Source organism: Vibrio sp. JZG120 (genome assembly GCF_053890955.1).
Genome location: NZ_JBSRRK010000005.1, coordinates 293603 through 318100, shown reverse-complemented (window position 1 = coordinate 318100; position 24498 = coordinate 293603). Strand labels below are relative to the sequence as shown.

Genomic DNA, 24498 nt, shown 5'->3' with positions numbered 1-24498 from the left:
AGGAAAGGAAGCAATGGGGAAAACACTATACGAAAAAGTCTACGACGCACACGTTGCCGTCGCAGCAGAAGGGGAAAACCCTATCTTGTACATCGACCGTCACTTGGTACATGAAGTGACCTCTCCACAAGCATTTGACGGCTTGCGTGAAAAAGGTCGTAAAGTGCGTCAGGTCAGCAAAACTTTTGCCACTATGGACCACAACGTTTCGACCACCACCAAAGACATCAACGCATCCGGTGAGATGGCTCGTATCCAGATGGAAACGCTATCGAAAAACTGTGAAGAGTTTGGCGTTACGCTTTACGACATCAACCATAAATACCAAGGTATTGTGCACGTTATGGGCCCAGAGCTTGGTATTACCCTGCCGGGCATGACCATTGTTTGTGGTGACTCGCACACTGCTACACACGGTGCATTCGGCTCGCTAGCTTTTGGTATTGGTACCTCTGAAGTTGAGCACGTATTAGCAACTCAAACTCTAAAACAAGCGCGCGCTAAAACGATGAAGATCGAAGTGAAAGGCAAAGTGGCTCCGGGCATCACGGCGAAAGATATCGTGCTAGCCATCATCGGTGAAACGACAGCAGCAGGCGGTACCGGTTACGTAGTTGAATTCTGTGGTGAAGCGATCACAGACCTTTCAATGGAAGGCCGCATGACCGTATGTAACATGGCGATTGAGTTAGGTGCAAAAGCCGGTTTGATTGCGCCAGATGAAACCACGTTCGAATACATCAAAGGCCGTAAGTTCTCACCTCAAGGTGCGGATTTTGATGCCGCTGTAGAATATTGGAAGACATTAAAAACGGACGATGATGCTCAGTTTGATGCGGTCGTGACACTAAACGCAGCGGATATCAAACCACAAGTCACTTGGGGTACTAACCCAGGCCAAGTTATCGCGGTAGACCAACCAATCCCAGCCCCAGAAAGTTTTGCCGACCCAGTAGAAAAAGCATCGGCAGAAAAAGCACTGGCTTACATGGGTCTGGAAGCGGGCAAGTCATTGTCGGATTACAACGTCGATAAAGTCTTCGTTGGTTCTTGTACTAACTCACGTATCGAAGACATGCGCGCCGCGGCGGAAGTGGCGAAAGGTCGCAAAGTCGCGTCTCACGTTCAAGCGCTAATCGTTCCTGGCTCTGAGCAAGTAAAGGCGCAGGCGGAAGCAGAAGGCCTAGATGTCATCTTTAAAGAGGCGGGCTTTGAGTGGCGCCTACCAGGTTGCTCGATGTGTCTAGCAATGAACAACGACCGTTTGGGTCCACATGAACGTTGTGCGTCTACTTCAAACCGTAACTTTGAAGGCCGCCAAGGTCGTGATGGCCGTACACACCTAGTGAGCCCTGCGATGGCAGCGGCAGCAGCAATTGCTGGTCACTTTGTAGATATTCGTGAACTAGACTAAGGAGCAAACAAATGTCAGGCTTTAAACAACATACAGGCTTAGTTGTTCCTCTAGATGCAGCGAACGTTGATACTGATGCCATCATTCCAAAGCAGTTCCTACAAAAGGTCTCTCGCCTAGGTTTCGGTAAGCACCTATTCCATGACTGGCGCTTCCTAGATGATGCTGGCGAACAGCCAAATCCAGAGTTCGTGATGAACGCTCCGCGCTACCAAGGCGCTTCTATCTTGCTAGCGCGTGAAAACTTCGGTTGTGGTTCATCTCGTGAGCACGCACCGTGGGCACTAGCGGATTACGGCATCAAAGCGATGATCGCACCAAGCTTTGCCGATATTTTTTACGGCAACTCGATCAACAACCAAATGGTACCAGTTCGCTTGACTGAGCAAGAAGTGGATGAAATCTTCCAGTTTGTTGAGGCGAATGAAGGCGCAGAAGTGGAAGTGGACCTAGAAGCGAATGTGGTTCGCGCCAACGGCAAAGAATATGGTTTTGAAATTGATGAGTTCCGTCGTCACTGTTTGTTAAATGGTTTAGACAACATTGGGCTAACGCTTCAACACGAAGACAAAATTGCGGAATACGAAGCGAATATTCCAAGCTTCTTGCGTTAAAACGCATTAGTAAATACACAAATCAAGGGCTGGCAATTGTCGGCCCTTTTAATGTTTTAGGTGACTGATTTTATAACGCTTTACTTACGGAATACCGAACGCCTCTGTTAAAATTCGTCATCCTGAACAGCGGCGAAGGAGCGTGATGCAGGATCGACTGCCAGAGTGTGCACTGTGCAGATTCATACTTTCTTTACTCAAGCGTTTGTGGGGATTAGATTCCTGCTGTCGCTTATGCTCCTCGGAATGACGGAGAATAAAGGCAACAGATAACTGATTACTGATTACTGAAAGAAAACAAGCACTAAACAGGTCTACACTATCAACAATATCTCATTCAAAGGTATCTCTATGAAGCGTCTGTTATTGCTATTGTGTGCTCTGGTTTCTTTCTCGGCGTTCGCTGCTCCTAAATCTGACTTGTGGCCGTATTGGCAACAATCGAATCAGGCCAACCAAACACACATTTCGCACCAGGAATGGCAACAACTGTTAGACAATTACTTGGTTGAACAAGGTGAGAATACTTTGTTCCGCTATAGCAAAGTCACGGCTTCCGACAAAGCGAAGTTAAAGCAGTACATCCGACGACTGGTAAAACTCGATCCATTGCAGTACAACCAAGCAGAGCAATACGCCTATTGGGTGAACCTTTACAACGCCATCACGGTTGACCTTATTTTGGATAACTATCCCGTCGAATCCATCACCAAGCTGGGTGGCTTATTTAGCTTTGGTCCTTGGGGAGACGATGTGGTCGTGGTCAACGGCAAGGATCTAACTTTAAACGATATTGAACATCGAATTTTGCGTCCAATTTGGAATGACCCAAGAACGCATTACGCCGTAAATTGTGCAAGTTTGGGATGCCCTAACCTACAAGCTCAAGCATTCACTGCCGAAAACACTGAAGCCTTACTTGAAAGTGCTGCCAGAACGTTTATTAACAGCAACAAAGGCGTATCTATCCAAGGAAACACGGCACAGCTGTCTTCCATTTATGATTGGTTTGCAGCGGACTTTGGTGGAGAAAAACAAGTTTTCAACCACATCGCAAAGTACGCGCCACAGTACAAAGACTTCTCTGGAAAAGTGAAGTACGAATACGATTGGAGTTTGAATCAAACTGACTAATTTATCGCCACCGTTCAGCTTGCAACGCTTTTGGTCACCCGTAACCCAAAAGCTAAAAAGGGCACCAAGTGCCCTTTTTACTTTCTAGATTTTGACAAAATCACTTAAAGCCTTTGACCTTTTTAATCAGATCGTAAGCGTTTTGAATCTCTTGAGATTTTTCTTTCGCTACGTTCATCATCTCTGGTGGTAGACCTTTAGCCATCAATTTGTCTGGGTGATGCTCGTTCATCAGTTTACGATAAGCACGCTTGACGGTTTTACTGTCGGCATCTGAAGACACATCCAGAATTTTGTACGCGTCAGCCAATTGATCCGCTTGTGAAGCTTGTTGCCAGCTACCACCAGAAGATTGGCCTTGATGCTGACCATGAAAACCACCCTGGCTTTGGAAACGGAATGCGGCTTCTTGCATTTGCAAGCGACGCTCTAGCTGCTCAGAAGAGAAACCCAAACCACGTGCTATTTTGTGTAACACATTTCGTTCACTAGGATGAATCGAGCCGTCAGCAAAGGCCGCCGAGATTTGTAGTTCAAGGAAAAATTGCAACAAGTCAAAACGGCCTGCTGTCGAAATTTTCACACGAACAAGAACGTCTTCTAACGGAAAGTCACTGTCTTTACCTTCACGAAACGCATCTTGCGCAGCGCGGCGCTGTTCGCCATGCAAATTCATGCGATCCATCATGGCAGAAGCCAGTTGGATTTCCTCTTTGGTGACTTGGCCTTTCGCTTTTGCCACATGTCCCATTACCGCAAACGCCGCTTTAAAAAATTCTTCTTGGCGCTGAGCTTGGCTCGGCCCTTTTCCAAAGCCGCCAGTAGAGAACCCGGCTTGACTCAAGCGACGTGCTTTATCGAATTGATGGCCAATAAATAAGCCAAAGAGTAAACCTAGCGGCCCGCCAAGTAACAAGCCAAAAAAGGCACCCAGAATTTTGCCAAAAATATGCATTATGTGTTCTCTATCAATGAATTTTTATCGACGACGGCGGTCTTATAGTGCCGGATGCAACGATTTCCTTTATGATAATGGAATTAGTTTTATTTCGGCTAGGCCATTTCGCCTGCTTATCTTTGCAGCTATTTTGTCGTCATTATGCCACAGTGAATCAATACGCTGGGATAAATGCGACTATAGTTGATTCATTTGGCTATTACGCTAGGGTACAACAAGCCCTATAGCCATCGAGTAGTAGTGACACAGGAAAGTTCAATTCAATGCAACATTTCTCCCGCACATGTTTAGCGGCCTCTATCAGCACCGCCTTGTTTGTACCCACCACTCAAGCTGAAGCGAATATCCATGATAGTGTGCAGGAAATGCCCGCCACAGATCAATGTTTGGTCGATACCAGTGGCGAGGAGGACGCTCTTAATACCCCAGTAGTGGTAGAAGCTGACACCCTGCAAGCCATCAATGGTGACAAAGCTCAGTACTCAGGTAATGTACAAGTCACCCAAGGCCAGAAGAAAATCACCGCAGATAGCGTAACGCTGCACCAACAAGATAACGTCGTGGTTGCCGAAGGCAACGTGACTTTCAATGACGGCCAAGTCAAAGCTCGATCTGATCGTGTTACTAATGACATCAACCAAGACACGTTTTCACTAGAGAACACCGATTATCAGTTCCTTTGCCAACAAGGTCGAGGCACAGCAGCATACATCGCGCGTACAGGTCAGTCGGTTTATGAACTCGAAGATGGTTCTATTACATCATGTCCTCAAGGCGACAATTCATGGCGTTTAGTGGCATCAGGTATTGACGTTGACCAAGATGAAGAGACGGCGACGCTGCACCATCCTCGATTTGAAGTGTTAGACGTTCCTGTTTTCTATGTGCCGTATCTAACCATGCCAATTGGAGATACGCGTAAAACGGGTTTCCTCTTCCCTTCTTTATCGTATGGTTCTAGCGATGGTATGGAAGTCGAGGTGCCATTCTATTGGAACATCGCACCTCAATATGACATGACGCTCACCACGCTCTATATGCAGCAGCGTGGAACAAAACTCGATACTGATTTCCGCTACCTAACGGATGGTTGGGGAAATGGTGAAATCAAAGGCGAATACCTCAATAGCGATCGCAAATATCAAGACGAGTCTCGTTGGGGCTACCAAGTTAAACACGACGGTATTATCAATAAACAGTGGATAGTCAAAGTCGATTACTCAAAAGTGAGTGATATTGATTACTTCCTCGATCTCGACTCCGATATTGGTAACCGTGAAGATGGTCAACTGGTTCAAGAAGGACAAGTACAATATCGTTCTGATTTCTGGGATGCCTCGTTAACCGTTCGTGACTTCCAAATCTTATTGAAAGAAGAGAACCGCCCTTATCGCCTGCTTCCTCAGTTAGACTTGAACTACTACACGCCATTGTGGGGAGATTACCTCAACTTTGACGTGAAGAGCCAAGTGAGCCGCTTCGATACCAGCGATGCTGCGCGACCAAATGCGACCCGTGTTCATATTGAACCAGGGCTTACATTGCCGCTTTCAAATTCATGGGCAACGTGGACAACGGAAGCTCGCGTGCTTTCCACGTACTACTCTCAAGACTTAACGGGTCTGACAGATGTCAACTTGCAAAACCAGTTAGATGACGAAGTTTCTCGTGTTATCCCCGAGTTCCGTACGCATGCGCAACTTTACTTAGAGCGAGACACGAGTTGGATCAAGGGCTACACACAAACACTGGAACCTCAGCTACAGTACTTGTACGTACCTGAAGAAGATCAAACCAATATCTACAACTACGATACCACCTTGCTACAAACCGACTACTACGGGCTATTCCGCAGTCGTAAGTACAGTGGCATTGATAAAATCGCCTCTGCGAACCAGTTAAGCTACGGTGCGAGTACTCGCTTCTTTGATGATGACTATAAAGAGCGTCTTAACGTTTCATTTGGTCAGATTTACTACTTCGATAAAAAGACCAAACTGAGCAACAGCCCAAATCTTCCGGATGAGACCACCAACTACTCATCATGGGCGATTGAAGCTGATTTCAACTACAACGATTACTTGTTCTATCACGGTGGAATTCAATACGATATCGATTTGAGCTCCATGCAGTTGGCGAACAGTACCTTAGAGTACCAATTTAACGGTGGCTTTATTCAGGGTAACTATCGTTACGTCACGCGTGAATACATCGAAGATACGATCATTCTCGAAAACCTAGACACAATTACTCGTAAAGGCATTTCACAAGCAGGTATTGTAGCGGCCTACGAGTTCAACCCGAACTGGTCTGCAAGTGGTCAATACTACTACGACCTAAATGAAAATGCGGACCTAGAATGGCTAGCGAGCCTGCGTTACCAGTCTGACTGTTGGTACATTGGTGTGACTTACGCCAACCAATTGCTTGGTTGGGAAAACCAAACTATCGGCAGCACTGGCGCATCACCTGAATACGAAAATAACTTTAGCGTTAACTTCGGTATTCAAGGCTTTGCGACCAATCAGCGTGAAGATACTGCAGTCAAAGAACTGGACGGTTCTGACAACGCGATTAAGTACGGCCGCCCATTCTATCTGAACAATTAATCGAAATAGGCGTCTTAAATGAATAAGACGCCTATTCAAAAAATACTGACGGAATTTTAAATGAAAATTTGGAAATCAATCTTATTCACGACCCTACTCTCTTGCGGAGCGGTTGCAGCACCAGTAGAGATCGATAAGGTTGCGGTCATCGTGAACGACGGTGTAATTCTACAAAGCGACATCGAAACAGCGATGAAAACGCTGCAAGCCAACGCACGTCAAAGCGGAAAGAGCTTACCTTCTGCTAGCGTGTTAAAAGAACAAGTTGTTGAAAAGCTGATTATTGACACGTTGCAAGGCCAAGAAGCAGATCGTATCGGTGTGCGTATTGACGATAACCGCTTAAACCAAGCGATTGCGGAGATCGCACGTAATAATGAACAATCTGTAGAACAACTCGCCGCTTCTGTAGAAAGTGAAGGCTTGAGTTACCCAGAATTCCGCGAACAAATCCGTAAGGAAATCGCCGCTTCAGAAGCCCGTAATGCACTGGTTCGTCGCCGTATAAATATCCTTCCAGCAGAAGTCGACAGCCTTGCTGAGCAACTATCACAAGAAACCAATGCGACCGTTCAATACAAAATTGGACACATTCAACTGCGCTTCTCTGATGACAAAGAAAAGTCTGCTGTAGAAGCAGAAGCAAAAGCGCTGGCGAAAAAGCTAAACGAAGGTGCAGACTTTACGGAGATGGCCTACACCTACTCAAAAGGTCCTAAAGCTTTACAAGGTGGTGACTGGGGTTGGATGCGTAAAGAAGAGATGCCAACCATCTTTGCCGATCAGATCAAAATGCAAAACAAAGGCAGCATCATTGGCCCATTCCGCAGTGGCGTCGGTTTCCACATCCTAAAAATTGAAGATGTAAAAGGCTTAGAAACGGTTGCGGTAACGGAAGTAAATGCGCGTCATATTTTGATTAAACCAACCGTGATTCTGAGTGACGAAGGGGCGAAGAAGCAACTGAATGAGTTTGTACGCCGCATCAAAGCTGGCGAAGCCACTTTCGCTCAATTGGCAACGCAATACAGCCAAGACCCTGGCTCGGCAGCTCAAGACGGTGAGCTAGGTTATCAAACGCCAGATCTGTACGTGCCAGAATTTAAACACCAAGTAGAAACTCTGCCTGTTGGCTCAATCAGCGAACCGTTCAAAACCGTTCACGGCTGGCATATCGTTGAAGTGTTGGATCGTCGCCAAGTTGACCGCACTGACTCAGCGATGAAGAATAAGGCTTACCGTATTCTATTTAACCGTAAATTTAATGAAGAAGCGGGCGCATGGATGCAAGAGCTACGCGCAAGTGCGTTTGTTGAAATCGTGGATGACAACAATGACAACTAATACAATTCGTAGAATTGTCGTAACTGCAGGGGAACCTGCGGGTATCGGCCCAGACTTAGTGCTTGCCCTATCGAAGGAAGATTGGGCACACCAAATTGTCGTCTGCGCCGATAAAAATATGTTGATGGACAGAGCCAAGCAGCTTGGCATTGAAGTCCAACTGTCTGATTACAATCCAGAAGAAATGCCTAAAGCACAAAAAGCAGGCACGCTTATCGTTGATCATATCCAAATATCGGAACCTGCGGTCGCAGGCGAGCTCAACGAAGCGAATGGTCACTATGTACTAAAAACGCTAGAAAGAGCCGCTTTAGGCTGTATGAATGATGAATTTGATGCTATTGTCACCGGCCCTGTTCATAAGGGGGTGATTAATCGCGCAGGTGTTGCATTCAGTGGTCATACTGAGTTTTTCGCCGAGAAGTCAAAAACGCCGCTAGTCGTCATGATGCTAGCAACGGAAGGGCTACGCGTGGCGCTGGTCACAACACATATTCCTTTAGCGTATGTGTCCAAAGCGGTCACCGAAGAGCGATTAGAAAAAATCATCGATATTCTTCATAAAGACCTTGTAGAAAAGTTTGCTATCGCACAACCAAACATCTACGTTTGCGGGCTTAACCCTCATGCTGGCGAAGATGGCTGCTTAGGTCGTGAAGAGATCGAAACCATCACTCCGACACTGGAAAAGATTCGACAAGAAAAAGGTATCAACCTGCTCGGCCCTTTGCCGGCAGATACCATTTTCAATGAAAAATATTTAAATGATGCTGATGCTGTTTTAGGCATGTACCACGACCAAGTGTTGCCAGTATTAAAATACAAAGGCTTTGGTCGTTCAGTAAACATTACTCTTGGTCTACCTTTTATTAGAACATCGGTGGATCACGGTACTGCATTAGATCTGGCAGGGACAGGTCAAGCGGATACAGGGAGTTTCCGAACAGCGCTCACGCATGCGATAGATTTGGTAGAGAAGAAACAATGAGAAATGATGTCCATTTAGGACACAAAGCGCGTAAACGTTTTGGTCAAAACTTCCTGAACGATCCATACATTATTGATGGAATCGTATCAGCGATTAACCCAAAACCAGGTCAAAACCTGGTTGAAATCGGTCCTGGTCTTGGTGCAATCACTGAGCCGGTAGGTCGTGAAGTGGATAAGTTCACAGTTATCGAATTAGACCGCGATCTGGCAGAACGCCTACGTACTCACCCTGAACTGGCGGATAAGTTGACCATCCATGAGGGTGACGCTATGCGTTTTGACTTCACTCAATTAGTGAAGCCAAACAACAAGCTACGCATTTTCGGTAACTTGCCGTACAACATCTCTACACCATTGATGTTCCACCTTTTTGAATTCCATAAAGACATTCAAGACATGCACTTTATGCTGCAAAAAGAAGTGGTAAACCGCTTAGCTGCCGGTCCTGGCAGCAAAGCTTACGGCCGTTTAACGGTAATGGCTCAGTACTACTGTAAAGTGGTACCAGTACTGGAAGTGCCGCCAACGGCATTCGTTCCACCACCGAAAGTGGACTCTGCTGTCGTTCGTCTAGTGCCATACGAAGAGCTACCATGCCCTGCGAAAGATCTGCGTTTGCTGGATCGCGTTTGTCGTGAAGGCTTTAACCAACGTCGCAAAACAGTTCGTAACTGCTACAAATCGTTGTTAAGCACAGAAGTACTAGAAGAGCTAGGTGTTAATCCAAGCATGCGTCCAGAGAACCTGACGCTAGAACAATTCGTCGCGATGGCGAACTGGCTTGCGGATAACCCGCAGCACTAAGAACTCAAACGATAAGCCAAACCCTTGCCGGTTTGGCTTATTATTATTGGGATATTACGTTTCTGAGGAGTGCACATGGACGTCATTCAACCTTGCATCAAAATTCAAGTTCACACCAAATACATCGAAGAACAGTCCAATCCTGAGCTACAACGCTACGTTTTCGCCTATATCATCACCATCAAAAACCTTAGCCAACAAACCGTGCAGTTAGTGAGCCGTCGCTGGTTAATCACAGACTCGAATGGCAAGCAAATGACGGTTGAAGGTGACGGTGTGGTGGGTCAACAACCTTTTATTCCAAGCAATGATGAATACACGTACAGTAGCGGAACCGCGTTAGAAACCCCTGTCGGCGTTATGCAAGGGCACTACAAAATGCTGGATGAAAAAGGACAGGAGTTCATCACCGAAATTGAACCATTTCGTCTTGCTGTTCCAAATGTTTTAAATTAGTAAATTGGAGATTCAGTGGCTACTTATATTGTTGGTGATATTCAAGGCTGTTTTGATGAATTGCAGCGACTACTAGAACAAGTCTCTTTCTCTGCGAAAAAAGACCAACTTTGGCTCGCTGGTGATTTGGTCGCCAGAGGGCCTAAATCACTAGAAACTTTACGCTTTGTGAAGTCACTTGGCACAAGCGCAACAGTGGTGCTTGGTAATCACGACCTTCACCTGCTCGCCGTTGCTCACGGGATAAAAAAGGTCAAAGACAAAGATAAAACCGCGCCTATTTTCACAGCACCCGACAAAGAAGATCTATTAGCATGGCTAGCTCAGCAACCTCTTATGGCTGAGCATGACGAGTTCGTGATGTGTCACGCTGGTATATCACCGCAGTGGAATCTAAAAACCGCAAGAAAATGTGCCCGCGAAGTTGAACGCATCATCCAAAGTGAAGAGCTGCCTTGGCTCTTAAAAAACATGTACAGTAATCAACCTGATTCCTGGGATGACTCTCTACAGGGTTTGGACCGATACCGTTATATTATCAATGCTTTTACGCGGATGCGCTTTTGTTTCCCCGATGGTCGTTTGGATATGGATTGTAAACTACCACCACAACAAGTTTCCGGTAACGAACTTATTCCATGGTTTGATGTACCTCAGCGCGTTCACCTCAATAAAACGGTGTTATTTGGTCACTGGGCTGCACTACAAGGCCATGTAGACGAAGAGATCATCGGTCTGGATACTGGCTGTGTTTGGGGCGGAAGCCTGACCATGATCCGTTGGGAAGATAAGCAAGTCTTCACTCAAGAAGCACTCAGTTAACGGCTCTGATTGCCGGACTAGAAAACAAAAAGCACCGCATTTGCGGTGCTTTTCTTATTCGGCTCAATTTGATTATTTTTCTAAAATCGTAAAACGCATGTTATAAGCGTTTTTCTCATCAGCTTGATATTCTCTAGTGTACGTTTCTTGGAATCCATCATCCCATTGAGGAAATTGAGTATCTCCCTCAACATCAGCATCAATAAAAGTTAGATACAACTTATCAGCTTTATCAAGAAATGCTTCATAGATACTACCACCGCCGATAATCATAACCTCATCATGACCTTTGGCAGCTTCTAGCGCCTCTAAAGTAGAGCTTACTACTATTACGTCTTCTGCTGCATAAGATGGGTCTCTGGTAATGACTATATTGAGCCTATTTGGTAGAGCTTTACCAATTGACTCAAAAGTCTTACGCCCCATGACCACAGGCTTACCTAGTGTATGTTCTTTGAACCAAGCAAAGTCTGCAGGAAGGTGCCAAGGCATTGAGTTATTGTTACCGATGATCATTGGCTTTTCTTTATCAATAGCACCGTTATGTGCCATTGCCGCAATCATGCTAATCATAGAAATACTTTACCTTGAAGAAATTTGAGCGCAAATTATACCTAAATAACACTTTAGAACAAACGATCGCCTAAACAATTGGTCTTCTTCGATAAAAAAGTAACCCTGGAACTGCCAAGCCAACCGCTAAGCCTGCAATAATAAACATGGCCTTAAGAAAGTTCTCCATACAAGTTGCCACGAGCTCAGGTGAATAACCAATATGGTTGATCTCAACCATGGCTATCATTGCTTTGTAAGCAAACACGCCAGGTACCATCGGGATCAAAGCTGCCACTGTGAACACTTTTGGGTGCGCGAGAAAGCGGCGAGACCAGTACACACCAATCATCCCAACTAGCGTCGCGGCAAAAAAGGTCGCCCATTCAATGGGAATACCAAACTGCATCATCAAATAACGGCTGCCGTGTCCAATCGCGCCGCCAACAGCGCAATACACTAAAGCTCTTTGTGGCACGTTAAAAACCAGTGCAAATCCAACTGCGGGAATCGCAGCGAAAAACATGTCATTCAGCAGGCCAAGCATCAAATCAAACAAACTCATCAGATTGCCCACCCCCAAATTCCAGTAACGCTCATCGCAGCAACGATGCCCAAACACGTCGCCAACGTCAGTAAGCTGGCCATCACAAACCGGGCAATACCCATGTTAATGTGCCCTTTCAGCATGTCTGCCACCGAGTTAATCAACGGGAAACCCGGTACGAGCATTAATACCGACGATGCCATTGCAACGGTGGGCAGATTGCCGATTTGGTAGATTTCCGCTTGCGCAGAAATTAAGGTCGTGACAAAGGCGGTCGCTGCAAAGTTCAGTAAAGGATTAAAGTGACGATGACCAATTTCTTGGCGAACGATCATGCCACCAGCTGATGCTAAAAAGGTCATAACAAATACCCCCAAATCACCACCTGCCAGATGACTGAATGCCGCACATGACAAGCCAATCATAAACACCACCAGCCAGCGGTTATAACGCTCTGGACTGATGGCGTTCAGCTTTTTCTGCGCCATGGTTGCATCGAGCAGCCCACGCTCCATCATGATGCAGATACGTTGAATTTGCGTAATAACGCGCATATTAATGCCACGATCGGCACAACTTCGGGTAGTGGTGATGCAGTGTCCATCCATTACCGTCGTTACAACCAATGCATTGGCTGATAGCGCAACCGCAACTTCATTAACCCCACAAGCAAGGCCAATACGGCGCATAATATCGCTCACCAGAGTACTTTCAGCACCATGAGCGAGTAGCATTTGCCCGGCCTGGGCAACAAGGCGAGAAATAGATCGTTGAGTGGATACCGCCAACTCTCCAGACAGTATGGTTTCTAGAGTCATAAATCAGTCTAATTCCTTTTAGGGTGTTGCTCATTCATACGCGAGAGGTCCAAACTAGCCCTCAAAAATCACGACGTATCGGCTATTGTGCCGTAAATCACACCATCTAAATATGATTTAGATACAAAAAAAGCCGCAATAAATAATTGCGGCTTAATGAATTATTGGCAAACAGGCATTGTTTGACAGTTCTGATTAGTCACGAACGTAGACAACGTGACCGTCATCTTCTTCATCGTCCCAGTCATCCCAATCGTCGTCGTCATCTTCAGTGATAACGTCTTTACCCGCCATCGCATCTTTATGGTAGTCATCCCACATGAAGTTAACTTTATCTTCTTCAGCCACTTCTTCCTCTTCGCGAGGTAGGTTATCCATAAAGTCAGCCAATTTGTAACAAAGCTCTTTAGTACCGTTACGGTTGATCGCCGAGATCTTAAAGTACTCGTCTTCCCAGCCTAGTGCGTCTAAGATTTCTTGGATCTTCTCATTCGCTTCTTCTTCAGGCATTAAATCAACTTTGTTGAACACTAACCAGCGTGGCTTGCTTGCCAGTTTTTCACTGTATTGCTCTAGCTCATCAATGATCGTCAGTGCATTTTGCACCGGATCAGACTGATCAATTGGCATAATATCGATCATGTGCAGCAACACTCGGCAACGCTCTAAGTGCTTCAAGAATCGAATACCAAGACCAGCGCCATCTGCTGCACCTTCGATAAGACCTGGAATGTCTGCAACAACAAAGCTTTTCTCTGGTACGACACTCACTACGCCCAAGCTTGGGATCAACGTCGTGAATGGGTAATCTGCGACTTTTGGTTTTGCTGCTGAGACTGCGCGGATAAAGGTTGATTTACCTGCATTAGGTAGACCAAGCATACCAACGTCCGCAAGGAGCAATAGCTCAAGGCGAATTTCACGTACTTCACCTTTTGTGCCTAATGTTCTTTGACGAGGCGCGCGGTTTACTGAAGATTTGAAACGCGTGTTACCTAGACCGTGCCAACCGCCTTTTGCGATCATCACTTTCTTACCGTGTTCAGCAACTTCTGCCACGATTTCATTTGTGTGGATATCCACTGCGCGCGTACCTACAGGTACACGAAGAACAATGTCTTTACCACGTTTACCAGTACAGTTACCGCCGCGGCCATTCTCACCACGCTCCGCTTCGTAGAAGCGCTGGAAACGATAATCAATCAGAGTGTTAAGGTTTTCATCGGCTTGGATATAAACATCACCACCGTCGCCACCATCACCGCCATCAGGGCCACCTTTAGTGATGAATTTTTCACGCCAGAAACTCACAACGCCGCTACCGCCGTCGCCAGCCTGAACTTTTACTACCGCTTCATCTACGAACTTCATCTTTTACTCCGACTACTTCGTGCGTGGATTAAATCTACTTTGTCATCTGACAATTTTAGCAGATGACAGATCTAAGCTCCCAGTCCACAAATAAGGTGGAAACGAGAAACTTCGATATGTCGACTGCCATAAATAAAAAACCCCGCCGATTCGGCAGGGCTTTTGAATTCAGCTTAAAGCTATTAAGTAACTTGGTAAAAACCTAATTACTCAGCTTCGATGCTTACAAACTTACGGTTCTTAGGACCTTTCACTTCGAACTTCACTTTACCTTCAGTAAGAGCGAATAGAGTGTGGTCTTTACCGATACCTACGTTGTTACCAGCGTGGAACTTAGTACCACGTTGACGAACGATGATGTTACCTGCAAGTACAGATTCACCACCGAAACGCTTAACACCTAGACGTTTGCTTTCTGAATCGCGGCCGTTACGAGTAGAACCACCAGCTTTTTTGTGTGCCATTGTTAAACTCTCCTAATAGATTAAGCGTTGATACCAGTGATCTTCACTTCAGTGAACCACTGACGGTGACCCTGTTGCTTACGAGAGTGCTTACGACGACGGAACTTAACGATTTTAACTTTATCGCCACGACCGTGTTGTACAACTTCAGCAACAATTTTGCCGCCCTCTACAAGAGGAGCACCAACTTTGATGTCTTCGCCGTTAGCAACAAGAAGAACTTTATCAAATTCTACAGTTGCACCAGTTTCAACGTCTAATTTCTCTAAACGAAGAGTTTGACCTTCGCTTACACGGTGTTGTTTACCACCAGATTGGAAAACAGCGTACATATTTTACTCCGCTTTTTCCGCACAGCCTTTCTTGAGGGTGTGCGCTAAACTAATCATCAATAGGGCGCAGATTCTACAGAATAGATGCTCCTATGACAAGCCATATTTTGAAAAAATTGGCGAAAAGCTAATCGCCAAAGAAAAGTGCGGCAATCATGCCCTTTAGTAATGTATTAATCAACGTTTTTTAGTGTATTATTCGACAATTATATAAATCGAATAAGCCTTGCAGGGTCTAACTTCAGCCGGATATACGATGGATTTTAAAACTATCCAAGCGCTTACTGCCGATGACATGGCAAAAGTGAATGAAACAATTCAAGCCCAACTTAATTCTGATGTCTCTTTAATCAACCAGCTCGGTTTTTATATCGTGAGTGGTGGAGGCAAACGTCTGAGACCGCTTTTAGCGATACTGTCAGCCCGCGCACTTGGTTACCAAGGCAACGGTCATACCATGGCAGCTGCGTTTATTGAGTTCATCCATACAGCGACTTTGCTGCATGATGACGTGGTCGACGAATCAGACATGCGCCGCGGTAAAGCAACTGCGAATGCTGCATTTGGCAATGCTGCTAGCGTGTTAGTTGGGGACTTTATCTATACTCGCTCATTCCAAATGATGACGGAGCTAGGATCCATGAAGATCCTTAAGCTAATGAGCAATGCCGTAAACGTGATCGCCGAAGGTGAAGTTCAGCAGTTGATGAACTGTAACGATCCTGACACGACAGAAGAAAGCTACATGCAAGTCATCTACTCTAAGACGGCACGCTTATTTGAGTCTGCAACTCAAATTGGCGCAATCTTAAACGATGCTCCTGAGCATGTTGAAATCGCAATGCAAAATTACGGTAAGTATTTGGGTACTGCGTTTCAGCTTATTGATGACGTCATGGATTACACCTCTGATGGCGAAGACATGGGTAAAAATGTGGGGGATGATTTGGCTGAAGGCAAGCCAACTTTACCTCTACTTCACGCTATGCGTAATACCACGCCAGACAATGCCCTCATGATTCGCGAAGCAATTGAGAAGGCCAATGGCATGGATCGCTTAGAAGAAATTCTCGCGGTGATGAAAGAGGCCGGATCTCTGGAATACACGACGCAAAAAGCACTAGAAGAAGCAGACAAAGCAATCGAAGAACTATCAGTATTGCCGGAATCTGAATACAAGCAAGCGCTTATTACTCTGGCTCATGTCGCGGTACAACGCACGAAGTAATCATAGCAACCCATAACGCAAGACTTAAAACAAAAAGGAAGAGCAAGCTCTTCCTTTTTTGTATCTGATACCTAATGCCGTGATAGGCGCTAGTAATATCTGTCACTACCGCCATGCAGTTGTGGGTCATCTTCTATTTCATCAAAGCTAACCGCAATCTGCTGATCAGAGCCTTGTTTCGACAACAGTACCGTCTCTGCTTCACGGTCGACCACCAATATCGTACCTACGCCCTGCTGGCACTCAACAACCATGCCTTTACGGATTCGACTTGCTTCCATCATCTTCTCCTTCACCACGTTGTTTTGATCTAGTAATTTTACGAAGCAGAGAAGCCAAAGATCAAAAAAGCCGATCATTTTGATCGGCTTTCTTCTTATTCGAGCTTTCTAGATTACTTTGCGAATTCAACACCAATGTTGATGTCGCCATTTAGTGTTTCTAGCATACCGTCTAGTGCAGACTTTTCGTAGTCGCTGAGTTTGCCGTAGCTTAGTACTTCTTCTACGCCTTCTTTACCCAGTTTCACAGGCTGTGCGAAGTAAGTCGCATGTTCACCGTCGCCTTCAACGTATGCACATTCAACTACGCCTTCTTCTCCTTGAAGAGCACGAACTAGAGACAGACCAAAGCGACATGCAGCTTGGCCCATTGATAGTGTTGCACTACCACCACCCGCTTTCGCTTCTACAACTTCAGTACCTGCGTTTTGAATACGTTTCGTTAATGCTTCTACTTCTTCAGCTGTAAACTCAACGCCTTCCACTTGAGACAGTAGAGGTAAGATCGTTACGCCAGAGTGGCCACCGATAACAGGTACGCGAATGTCACCTGGATCTTTGTCTTTTAGCTCTGCAACGAATGTTTCTGAACGGATAACATCCAGTGTTGTTACACCGAACAAGCGACGCTTATCGTAAACACCCGCTTTTTTAAGTACTTCAGCGGCAATTGGCACTGTTGTATTTACCGGGTTTGTGATGATACCAACACAAGCTTTCGGACAAACAACCGCAATCTTCTCCGCTAGCGACTTAACGATACCAGCATTTACATTGAATAGATCCGCGCGATCCATACCAGGCTTACGAGCAACACCTGCAGAAATCAGCACAACATCCGCACCTTCTAGTGCTGGAGTAGGATCTTCACCCGCGTAACCTTTGATAGAAACTGGCGTCGGGATGTGGCTAAGATCAGCAGCCACACCAGGAGTTACTGGAGCAATATCGTATAGGGCTAAATCAGAACCAGCAGGAAGACGGTTCTTAAGTAGAAGGGCCAGGGCTTGACCGATGCCACCAGCGGCACCAATAACGGCTACTTTCATGTAGTTCTCCTTGAGAGTATTTCTCTTATAAACGTATTCGTAGGGTAGTTTGTAACCAACTTAAATAAAGCTATCGGAATCACAACTTGATTACAATCAATTAACGCTAGCTTTGCGACCTCGCGCAACTCGCTGTTACCGTGCTACAAATGGGGCTTGGATTATTCTTTTATTCTGTTGAAATGACAAGGAATTCAAGAAAACAAAAACAGCCCTACTTCATATAGTTAAAGAATTCCATGTGGTATATAGTTTACAGTGACGTAACTAACATAATACTGGGACTCTTTGGCACCGCATGAATATATATGCGAGAATATGCAAAATTGCTGACCCGTAATAAGAGATTCGTAATGACTATGCGCAATTCAGAAAAACAAGACAACTTAGTCCGCGCCTTTAAAGCCCTATTAAAAGAAGAGAGCTTTGGCTCACAGGGTGAGATTGTTGATGCACTCAAACAACAAGGATTTGAAAGCATTAACCAATCGAAAGTATCACGCATGCTGACTAAATTTGGCGCCGTCCGCACACGCAATGCAAAAATGGAAATGGTTTACTGCCTTCCTGCTGAGCTAGGCGTACCGACTGTAAGCAGCTCTTTGCGTGAACTGGTGCTAGACATTGACCATAACGCGGCATTAGTTGTTATCCATACTGGCCCTGGTGCTGCGCAGTTGATTGCTCGCTTGCTTGACTCACTGGGTAAATCCGAAGGTATTCTTGGTGTTGTTGCAGGTGATGACACTATCTTTATCACTCCAACGATGGCGATTACGACTGAACAGTTGTTCAAATCAGTGTGTGAACTGTTCGAATACACTGGCTAAGTTCTTTCACATTTAGATCAGCTAACTCTTTGTGGGCTATAAAAGAAATCTCATTTTGTAGCCCATGATTTATGTAAATTTTTTGCTTATCCAGACCATTATTTAACCACCTATTTTGTGATTAACATCACGCAATTGATCTTTTTCACTTCGTTCACTTAATACTTATTAAGTGTTTGTTATAAAAAGAATTAAATCACAAATCTAACACTATCCTCCTGCACAAGATTCAGACTTATCAACTATAACATTTAACAATTGGATAATTTTCTGCCAATTTTTTGTTATGATTCGCTCGCTTTTTCAAACGATTGGATTGGAAAAGATGCCGTTTCCAAATAGGAAACTCCAGAAGTGATTTATGGTTATTTCCGGGTAAATAATGAATATAAGGAAGGGAAATTCATGGCATTTAACAAACTTCTCAAAGTAGGCGCTATCGCTGCAGCAGTAATGGGTGCAGGCGCAGTTAACGCTCAAGAGTTTATTACTATCGGTACTGGCTCTGTTACAGGTGTTTACTACCCTACTGGTGGTGCTATCTGTAAATTGGTCAATAAAGGTCGTAAAGAACACAACATTCGTTGTTCAGTAGAATCGACTGGCGGCTCTATTTACAACGTTAACACTATCCGTGCTGGCGAGTTAGATTTTGGTATCGTGCAATCGGATTGGCAGTACCACGGCTACAACGGTACGAGTAAGTTTGCGGAACAAGGCCCGTACAAAAAGCTACGTGCAATGTTCTCTCTTCATACAGAACCTTTCAACATCATTGCTCGTGCAGATTCAGGTATCGAAAACGTTGAAGACCTAAAAGGTAAGCGCGTAAACATCGGTAACCCTGGCTCTGGTGACCGTGCAACCATGGGCGTTGTTATGGAAGCGATGGGCTGGACAAACGACAGCTTCAAATTGGCTTCTGAGCTAAAGGGCTCTGAGCGTTCTCAAGCACTTTGTGACAACAAAATTGACGCATTCATTTACATGGTGGGTCACCCGAACGGTTCAATCAAAGAAGCAACAACATCATGTGATGCTAAGCTAGTTTCTGCAACTGGCCCGAAAATCGATAAGATTGTTGCTGATAACCCATACTACGCCTTTAGCTCAGTGCCGGCTGGCATGTATCGTGGCACAGACAAAGACGTAAACAGCTTTGGTGTTGCGGCAACGATGGTTACAACAGCAGACGTTTCAGACGATGTCGCTTACAACGTTGCAAAAGCCGTGTTTGAAAACTTCGATACGTTCAAACGTCTACACCCTGCGTTTGCAAACCTGAAAAAAGAAGACATGGTGAAAGCGGGTCTATCTATCCCTCTTCACCCAGGTGCAGAAAAATACTACAAAGAAGTGGGTCTACTTAAGTAACTTCCTCAGACTCCAAACTCACAGGCAGGAAAAGATGGTTTTCTGCCTGTTTGAGCATGCAGGTTGTAGCACGTGCTAACTGCATGCTTCATTCGCCAGTTTTCTTCCGAAAATTGCGAGTTCATACCCAAGAAAAACTTAAACGCCGCCTAGCAGAGTCTCCAAAATTCAACACTTTGAGTTCAGGCAGCAAAATACTCGAAAGCAAACTTCGCTCCATTCGCTACACTGATAAAGGCGAAGTGTGGTTATAGATAAAAATCCGACAGGACCATCAATAATAAGGAAAAAGTACATGGCGACGAATCAAGCTCCGTCACAAGATGTGCAAGAAATGGTGGCTCAGGCAGACACAGGTGCACGTAGCCCCTCGGGAATGCAAGGACGAATCCTTTGGTTTGTTCCTCTGTGTTGGTCACTATTTCAATTATGGTACGCATCTCCGCTACCATTTATTTTTAATTTCGGCGTACTGAACGACACGGAAGCGCGATCAATCCACCTCACTTTCGCGATCTTCTTGGCTTTCACTGCTTATCCAGCGATGAAAAATTCCCCTCGCGATCATATCCCTCTTGTCGATTGGATATTGGCGCTAGCAGGTAGTTTTTCTGCGGCATATATTTACCTTTTTTATACCGAGCTAGCTGGACGTTCCGGTGCACCAACAACGGTAGATATCGTCGTTGCTGTCATCGGTATGGTTCTCCTTTTAGAAGCAACACGCCGAGCGCTCGGTCCACCACTGATGGTGGTTGCTGCTGTCTTCCTTACTTACACCTTTGCAGGCCCTTACATGCCCGATGTCATCGCGCATAAAGGAGCGAGCTTAAACAAGGCCATGTCTCACTTATGGCTAACAACGGAAGGTGTATTCGGTGTCGCATTAGGCGTTTCAACCTCTTTTGTGTTCTTGTTTGTATTGTTTGGCGCCATGCTGGAACGTGCTGGCGCAGGTGCTTACTTCATTAAAGTCGCCTTTTCTTTACTGGGTCATATGAAAGGTGGTCCTGCAAAAGCGGCCGTTGTTGCATCTGGTTTATCCGGGCTTGTTTCTGGCTCTTCAATCGCAAACGTGGTAACCACTGGTACCTTTACCATTCCATTGATGAAACGTGTCGGTTTTCCGGGCACCAAAGCGGGAGCCGTTGAGGTTGCCGCCTCAACCAATGGTCAGTTAACACCACCAATCATGGGCGCAGCGGCATTCTTGATGGTGGAATATGTCGGTATCTCCTACGTTGAGGTGATTAAGGCTGCCCTACTTCCGGCACTTATCTCTTACATCGCTTTGATTTACATCGTTCACCTTGAGGCGTGTAAAGCGGGTATGACAGGTCTTCCTCGTCGCCACAACCCAACGTTAGTACAAAGTTTGCTTTCCTTTACTGGCACAATCTTAGGACTGTGTGTGATCAGCGCATTGGTTTACTACGGAGTGGGTTGGACGAAAGATGTCTTTGGTGATGCCGCGACGCCAATTGTTACGGTTGCCCTGTTAATTGCGTACGTTGGCTTGGTGAAGATCTCAGCAAATCACGTGCAAGATGGCGCAATTGAGATTGATGCAGAGTTAACAGAAGTACCTGATCCTGGCCCAACGGTTAAATCTGGTTTGCACTATCTACTGCCTATCGTTGTATTGGTTTGGTGTCTGACTGTAGAGCGCTTCTCGCCAGGTCTTTCAGCATTCTGGGCAACGGTGTTCATGATTTTCATTTTGCTGACTCAGCGTCCATTGATTGCTCTGTTATCAAAGCAAGGTGACATGATGCAGCAAACCAAAGATGGCTTCGTCGATCTGGCTGAGAGCTTAGTTGCTGGCGCTCGTAACATGATTGGTATCGGCGTTGCAACGGCAGCGGCAGGTACCGTGGTTGGTGTTGTCACGCTGACGGGTATCGGCCTAGTGATGACCGACTTCGTCGAGTTTATCTCTGGCGGTAGCATCATTCTTATGCTGCTGTTTACTGCAATAATCAGCTTGGTTCTTGGGATGGGTCTACCGACAACGGCGAACTACATCGTCGTCTCTACGTTGATGGCACCGGTTATTGTCACGCTAGGTGCGGCACATGGCTTGATCATCCCACTCATTGCGGTGCACTTGTTCGTGTTCTACTTTGGTATTTTGGCCGACGACACCCCACCCGTAGGTCTTGCGGCATTTGCGGCGGCTGCGATTGCTAAATCAGACCCAATTCGTACAGGTATCCAAGGCTTTACTTACGATATTCGAACCGCCATTTTGCCATTCATGTTTGTGTTCAATACCCAGCTACTGTTGATGGGGATAGACTCTTGGTGGCATTTAGCACTCACTGTCATCTCATCGATCATTGCGATGCTGATCTTCTCCGCCGCAACACAAGGATGGTGGTTCACGCGTAACAAGTGGTGGGAAACCGTTCTATTATTAGTACTGACATTTTCGTTTTTCCGTCCTGGTTTTTGGTGGGACATGCTGTATCCAGCGAAAGTTCTTTCTCCTGGCGTTGAGGTAGCTCAAATCACGGAAACGCTAAGTGTAGGAGAATCATTGGAGCTACGTGTTGCCGGCGAAAACCTTGAGGGCGACTACATCGAGAAAACGGTTCGTCTTCCATTCGAAGACAGTGCGACAACAGCGGAAGCACGTATTTCGTCTATGGGTCTGATGCTGACCGAAAGCGACAACAAAATGATTGTCGATATGGTCGAGTTTGGTAGCCCGGCAGAGTCTGCAGGTATCGACTTTGATTGGGAGATCAAGTGGGTTATCCAAGATGCAGAACGTCCGATGAAAGAATGGGTATTTGTGCCATGCTTAATGATTTTGCTGGTGCTTGCCATGAACCAAAAACGTCGTGCTCGTAAGGAACAATTGAGCGCATAACCGATTTGGCCCCGAGGAAGGGGCCTTAGTGAGAGACATTGAATGTACAAACAAATTCTTGTTCCGGTTGATCTAAATGACCAAGGCTTTTCAGACCGAGCGGTTGAACTAGCGGTTTGGCAGGCAAAGCAAGCGAATGCACAAATCCACCTTCTAACAGTATTACCTGGTATTCACATGTCGATGGTTGCTACATACTTCCCAAAAGATGCAGCAGCCAAAATGAAGCAAGACGTGAAGCAGCAATTAAAAGCTTTCGCCAATAAGCATATTGCTGAAGATGTTGTGTACCAAGTGCATGTTGCTGAGGGCAAAGCCTACGCGACGATTCTTGATTATGCAGAGCGCTTGGGCGCTGATCTCATCATTATGCCAAGTCACAAGCGTTCTAAAATCAATAAAGTAATGCTTGGCTCTGTCGCAAGTAAGGTCGTGGAATATTCTCCAATCAATGTGATGGTCGTGAAACCGCAAGGTTAAACAACTAAAGAAACGAAAAAGGACGCTAACATTAGCGTCCTTTTTATATTGAACAAGTAAGGATTATGCCATTACTGGGTAATCGGTATAACCTTCTGCTCCACCTAAATAAAAGTGCTCAGGTTTTGCCTCATTAAGAGGTGCATTTTTCTTAAATCGCTCAACTAAATCAGGGTTGGCGATAAATGGAACGCCAAATGCGACCACATCAACTTGATTTTCTGCAATTGCCGTTGTCGCTTCTTGTGCACTGTAGCCCACGTTCGCCATTAAGTGACCTTGATAGTTTTCGCGTGCTGGCTTGAGAACATCTGCTTTTTGTACGCCCTTTAGATCCGCACGCATCACGTGCCAATAAGCAAGATCGAAAGCATTAAGTTGCTTAGCTAAGTAACGAACCAAGCCAACCGGATCGCTGTCTTTCATATCATTAAATCCATTTAATGGTGATGTGCGCAGCCCTACTCTTCCAGATCCCCATACCTCGATCACTTCTTTAACTATCTCAAGTAAGAAACGAGCACGATTTTCGACCGAGCCACCGTACTCATCAGTACGTAAATTCGATCCATCACGAAGAAAGTTATCGATAAGATAACCATTGGCGCCATGTATCTCCACACCATCAAAGCCTGCTCTCTTGGCGTTTTCCGCACCTTGCTTAAACGCTGCCACAATGGAAGCTATCTCATCCACTTCGAGTGCTCGTGGTACCGTATATGCTTGCTTACCTGAAGGGGTATGGACTAACTCATCACGAATGGCTAGTGCGCTCGCTGCAACAGGCGTTTTCCCGTCATTCAGTTCAGGATGACAAGCGCGTCCCGCATGCCAAATTTGCAAGACGATCTTACCGCCTCTTTCATGAACCGCATCCGTTACCTTTTTCCAAGCTGCAATTTGTTCTTCGTTATAAATGCCCGGTTCTGCCATAAAAGCAGACGTTCCTTCCATCACCATGGTGCATTCAGCAATGATAAGTCCAGCACTCGCGCGTTGAGCATAGTACTCAACCATAAGGTCATTCGGGATATGATCTGCGCTGGCACGAGCGCGCGTTAAAGGGGCCATAATGGCACGGTTATCTAATGCTAATTGACCGAGTTCGATAGGAGAAAATAAGTCTACAGAGTTGGACATGTTGTTTACCTC

At 45.7% G+C, this 24498-nt stretch carries 24 protein-coding genes; 14 read left to right on the top strand and 10 right to left on the bottom strand.

All coding sequences use genetic code 11. From position 1 onward, the window contains the following. Positions 1–13 precede the first annotated feature (13 nt). From leuC to ACWPOD_RS13030, 3 genes are all read left to right on the top strand, one after another. Positions 14–1414, top strand: coding sequence for a 3-isopropylmalate dehydratase large subunit (gene leuC, locus ACWPOD_RS13040; protein ID WP_039841408.1), 1401 nt, complete (start codon positions 14–16; stop codon positions 1412–1414). A gap of 11 nt (positions 1415–1425) precedes the next feature. Then, positions 1426–2028 (top strand): 3-isopropylmalate dehydratase small subunit, encoded by a 603-nt coding sequence (gene leuD / locus ACWPOD_RS13035; protein WP_046874029.1) that lies wholly within the window; start codon positions 1426–1428, stop codon positions 2026–2028. A 351-nt stretch (positions 2029–2379) separates the two neighbouring features. Further along, positions 2380–3162, top strand: a complete 783-nt coding sequence (locus ACWPOD_RS13030) for a DUF547 domain-containing protein (RefSeq protein WP_046874030.1) — start codon at positions 2380–2382, stop codon at positions 3160–3162. A gap of 100 nt (positions 3163–3262) precedes the next feature. Here ACWPOD_RS13030 and djlA read toward each other — a convergent pair whose 3' ends face one another. Beyond that, on the bottom strand, positions 3263–4117 hold the full coding sequence (djlA, locus tag ACWPOD_RS13025) for a co-chaperone DjlA (protein ID WP_005383076.1): 855 nt from the start codon (positions 4115–4117) through the stop codon (positions 3263–3265). 266 nt (positions 4118–4383) lie between these two features. Between djlA and lptD the strand changes: the two genes are divergently transcribed. The 6 genes from lptD to apaH all read left to right on the top strand — a co-directional run bounded on the left by lptD (position 4384) and on the right by apaH (position 11145). After that, positions 4384–6729: an LPS assembly protein LptD gene (lptD, locus tag ACWPOD_RS13020; RefSeq protein WP_006742729.1), complete on the top strand. Its 2346-nt coding sequence runs from the start codon at positions 4384–4386 to the stop codon at positions 6727–6729. A 60-nt stretch (positions 6730–6789) separates the two neighbouring features. After that, positions 6790–8073, top strand: coding sequence for a peptidylprolyl isomerase SurA (gene surA, locus ACWPOD_RS13015; RefSeq protein WP_006742728.1), 1284 nt, complete (start codon positions 6790–6792; stop codon positions 8071–8073). Beyond that, positions 8063–9061 (top strand): 4-hydroxythreonine-4-phosphate dehydrogenase PdxA, encoded by a 999-nt coding sequence (pdxA, locus tag ACWPOD_RS13010; RefSeq protein WP_167426956.1) that lies wholly within the window; start codon positions 8063–8065, stop codon positions 9059–9061. Before surA ends, pdxA begins: the two co-directional genes overlap by 11 nt. After that, entirely contained in the window at positions 9058–9867 is an 810-nt protein-coding gene (gene rsmA, locus ACWPOD_RS13005) for a 16S rRNA (adenine(1518)-N(6)/adenine(1519)-N(6))-dimethyltransferase RsmA (RefSeq protein WP_005379669.1), read from the top strand. Before pdxA ends, rsmA begins: the two co-directional genes overlap by 4 nt. 75 nt (positions 9868–9942) lie before the next feature. Beyond that, the gene (apaG, locus tag ACWPOD_RS13000; protein WP_005379668.1) at positions 9943–10323 is read left to right on the top strand and encodes a Co2+/Mg2+ efflux protein ApaG; all 381 of its coding nucleotides are present in this window, start codon (positions 9943–9945) and stop codon (positions 10321–10323) included. Between the two features lie 15 nt (positions 10324–10338). Then, positions 10339–11145 carry a bis(5'-nucleosyl)-tetraphosphatase (symmetrical) ApaH gene (gene apaH, locus ACWPOD_RS12995; RefSeq protein ID WP_167426957.1) on the top strand — a complete coding sequence of 269 codons (807 nt, stop codon included), beginning with the start codon at positions 10339–10341 and terminating at the stop codon, positions 11143–11145. A gap of 72 nt (positions 11146–11217) precedes the next feature. On the opposite strand, the gene folA is transcribed toward apaH, so the two are convergent. The 6 genes from folA to rplU all read right to left on the bottom strand — a co-directional run bounded on the left by folA (position 11218) and on the right by rplU (position 15229). Continuing rightward, positions 11218–11718, bottom strand: a complete 501-nt coding sequence (gene folA / locus ACWPOD_RS12990) for a type 3 dihydrofolate reductase (RefSeq protein WP_456231938.1) — start codon at positions 11716–11718, stop codon at positions 11218–11220. A gap of 70 nt (positions 11719–11788) precedes the next feature. Beyond that, positions 11789–12262, bottom strand: coding sequence for a threonine/serine exporter family protein (locus ACWPOD_RS12985; RefSeq protein WP_005392295.1), 474 nt, complete (start codon positions 12260–12262; stop codon positions 11789–11791). Further along, positions 12262–13062 carry a threonine/serine exporter family protein gene (locus ACWPOD_RS12980; RefSeq protein WP_167426959.1) on the bottom strand — a complete coding sequence of 267 codons (801 nt, stop codon included), beginning with the start codon at positions 13060–13062 and terminating at the stop codon, positions 12262–12264. The genes ACWPOD_RS12985 and ACWPOD_RS12980 overlap by 1 nt, the downstream gene beginning before the upstream one ends. 195 nt (positions 13063–13257) lie before the next feature. Next, positions 13258–14433: an Obg family GTPase CgtA gene (gene cgtA / locus ACWPOD_RS12975; RefSeq protein ID WP_005383091.1), complete on the bottom strand. Its 1176-nt coding sequence runs from the start codon at positions 14431–14433 to the stop codon at positions 13258–13260. 206 nt (positions 14434–14639) lie between these two features. After that, complete coding sequence (gene rpmA, locus ACWPOD_RS12970; protein WP_005383095.1) at positions 14640–14897, bottom strand: 50S ribosomal protein L27; 258 nt, start codon at positions 14895–14897, stop codon at positions 14640–14642. A gap of 20 nt (positions 14898–14917) precedes the next feature. Next, positions 14918–15229, bottom strand: a complete 312-nt coding sequence (gene rplU, locus ACWPOD_RS12965) for a 50S ribosomal protein L21 (RefSeq protein WP_005383096.1) — start codon at positions 15227–15229, stop codon at positions 14918–14920. A 256-nt stretch (positions 15230–15485) separates the two neighbouring features. Between rplU and ispB the strand changes: the two genes are divergently transcribed. Further along, on the top strand, positions 15486–16457 hold the full coding sequence (gene ispB, locus ACWPOD_RS12960; RefSeq protein ID WP_005392297.1) for an octaprenyl diphosphate synthase: 972 nt from the start codon (positions 15486–15488) through the stop codon (positions 16455–16457). An 89-nt stretch (positions 16458–16546) separates the two neighbouring features. Here ispB and ACWPOD_RS12955 read toward each other — a convergent pair whose 3' ends face one another. Both ACWPOD_RS12955 and mdh read right to left on the bottom strand, forming a co-directional pair. Beyond that, positions 16547–16738 (bottom strand): hypothetical protein, encoded by a 192-nt coding sequence (locus tag ACWPOD_RS12955; RefSeq protein WP_005392299.1) that lies wholly within the window; start codon positions 16736–16738, stop codon positions 16547–16549. Positions 16739–16851: 113 nt separating this feature from the next. After that, entirely contained in the window at positions 16852–17787 is a 936-nt protein-coding gene (gene mdh / locus ACWPOD_RS12950; protein ID WP_005392300.1) for a malate dehydrogenase, read from the bottom strand. A gap of 359 nt (positions 17788–18146) precedes the next feature. On the opposite strand from mdh, the gene argR reads away from it, so the two are divergent. The 4 genes from argR (at position 18147) to ACWPOD_RS12930 (ending at position 23346) form a co-directional block, all read left to right on the top strand. After that, positions 18147–18617 carry a transcriptional regulator ArgR gene (gene argR, locus ACWPOD_RS12945; protein ID WP_031780246.1) on the top strand — a complete coding sequence of 157 codons (471 nt, stop codon included), beginning with the start codon at positions 18147–18149 and terminating at the stop codon, positions 18615–18617. A 405-nt stretch (positions 18618–19022) separates the two neighbouring features. After that, positions 19023–19991, top strand: coding sequence for a TAXI family TRAP transporter solute-binding subunit (locus ACWPOD_RS12940; RefSeq protein ID WP_005392302.1), 969 nt, complete (start codon positions 19023–19025; stop codon positions 19989–19991). A gap of 295 nt (positions 19992–20286) precedes the next feature. After that, positions 20287–22866 carry a TRAP transporter permease gene (locus ACWPOD_RS12935; RefSeq protein WP_167426960.1) on the top strand — a complete coding sequence of 860 codons (2580 nt, stop codon included), beginning with the start codon at positions 20287–20289 and terminating at the stop codon, positions 22864–22866. Between the two features lie 42 nt (positions 22867–22908). Beyond that, the gene (locus ACWPOD_RS12930) at positions 22909–23346 is read left to right on the top strand and encodes a universal stress protein (RefSeq protein ID WP_005392306.1); all 438 of its coding nucleotides are present in this window, start codon (positions 22909–22911) and stop codon (positions 23344–23346) included. A 63-nt stretch (positions 23347–23409) separates the two neighbouring features. Here the strand turns inward: ACWPOD_RS12930 and ACWPOD_RS12925 are convergent, their stop codons facing one another. Beyond that, positions 23410–24486 carry an alkene reductase gene (locus tag ACWPOD_RS12925; protein ID WP_456231937.1) on the bottom strand — a complete coding sequence of 359 codons (1077 nt, stop codon included), beginning with the start codon at positions 24484–24486 and terminating at the stop codon, positions 23410–23412. Positions 24487–24498 lie beyond the last annotated feature (12 nt).

Coding starts and splice junctions, on each gene's coding strand:
- leuC (WP_039841408.1), top strand. CDS start 14: ATGGGGAAAACACTATACGAAAAAGTCTACGACGCACACGTTGCCGTC.
- leuD (WP_046874029.1), top strand. CDS start 1,426: ATGTCAGGCTTTAAACAACATACAGGCTTAGTTGTTCCTCTAGATGCA.
- ACWPOD_RS13030 (WP_046874030.1), top strand. CDS start 2,380: ATGAAGCGTCTGTTATTGCTATTGTGTGCTCTGGTTTCTTTCTCGGCG.
- djlA (WP_005383076.1), bottom strand. CDS start 4,117: ATGCATATTTTTGGCAAAATTCTGGGTGCCTTTTTTGGCTTGTTACTT.
- lptD (WP_006742729.1), top strand. CDS start 4,384: ATGCAACATTTCTCCCGCACATGTTTAGCGGCCTCTATCAGCACCGCC.
- surA (WP_006742728.1), top strand. CDS start 6,790: ATGAAAATTTGGAAATCAATCTTATTCACGACCCTACTCTCTTGCGGA.
- pdxA (WP_167426956.1), top strand. CDS start 8,063: ATGACAACTAATACAATTCGTAGAATTGTCGTAACTGCAGGGGAACCT.
- rsmA (WP_005379669.1), top strand. CDS start 9,058: ATGAGAAATGATGTCCATTTAGGACACAAAGCGCGTAAACGTTTTGGT.
- apaG (WP_005379668.1), top strand. CDS start 9,943: ATGGACGTCATTCAACCTTGCATCAAAATTCAAGTTCACACCAAATAC.
- folA (WP_456231938.1), bottom strand. CDS start 11,718: ATGATTAGCATGATTGCGGCAATGGCACATAACGGTGCTATTGATAAA.
- ACWPOD_RS12985 (WP_005392295.1), bottom strand. CDS start 12,262: ATGAGTTTGTTTGATTTGATGCTTGGCCTGCTGAATGACATGTTTTTC.
- ACWPOD_RS12980 (WP_167426959.1), bottom strand. CDS start 13,062: ATGACTCTAGAAACCATACTGTCTGGAGAGTTGGCGGTATCCACTCAA.
- cgtA (WP_005383091.1), bottom strand. CDS start 14,433: ATGAAGTTCGTAGATGAAGCGGTAGTAAAAGTTCAGGCTGGCGACGGC.
- rpmA (WP_005383095.1), bottom strand. CDS start 14,897: ATGGCACACAAAAAAGCTGGTGGTTCTACTCGTAACGGCCGCGATTCA.
- rplU (WP_005383096.1), bottom strand. CDS start 15,229: ATGTACGCTGTTTTCCAATCTGGTGGTAAACAACACCGTGTAAGCGAA.
- ispB (WP_005392297.1), top strand. CDS start 15,486: ATGGATTTTAAAACTATCCAAGCGCTTACTGCCGATGACATGGCAAAA.
- ACWPOD_RS12955 (WP_005392299.1), bottom strand. CDS start 16,738: ATGGAAGCAAGTCGAATCCGTAAAGGCATGGTTGTTGAGTGCCAGCAG.
- mdh (WP_005392300.1), bottom strand. CDS start 17,787: ATGAAAGTAGCCGTTATTGGTGCCGCTGGTGGCATCGGTCAAGCCCTG.
- argR (WP_031780246.1), top strand. CDS start 18,147: ATGCGCAATTCAGAAAAACAAGACAACTTAGTCCGCGCCTTTAAAGCC.
- ACWPOD_RS12940 (WP_005392302.1), top strand. CDS start 19,023: ATGGCATTTAACAAACTTCTCAAAGTAGGCGCTATCGCTGCAGCAGTA.
- ACWPOD_RS12935 (WP_167426960.1), top strand. CDS start 20,287: ATGGCGACGAATCAAGCTCCGTCACAAGATGTGCAAGAAATGGTGGCT.
- ACWPOD_RS12930 (WP_005392306.1), top strand. CDS start 22,909: ATGTACAAACAAATTCTTGTTCCGGTTGATCTAAATGACCAAGGCTTT.
- ACWPOD_RS12925 (WP_456231937.1), bottom strand. CDS start 24,486: ATGTCCAACTCTGTAGACTTATTTTCTCCTATCGAACTCGGTCAATTA.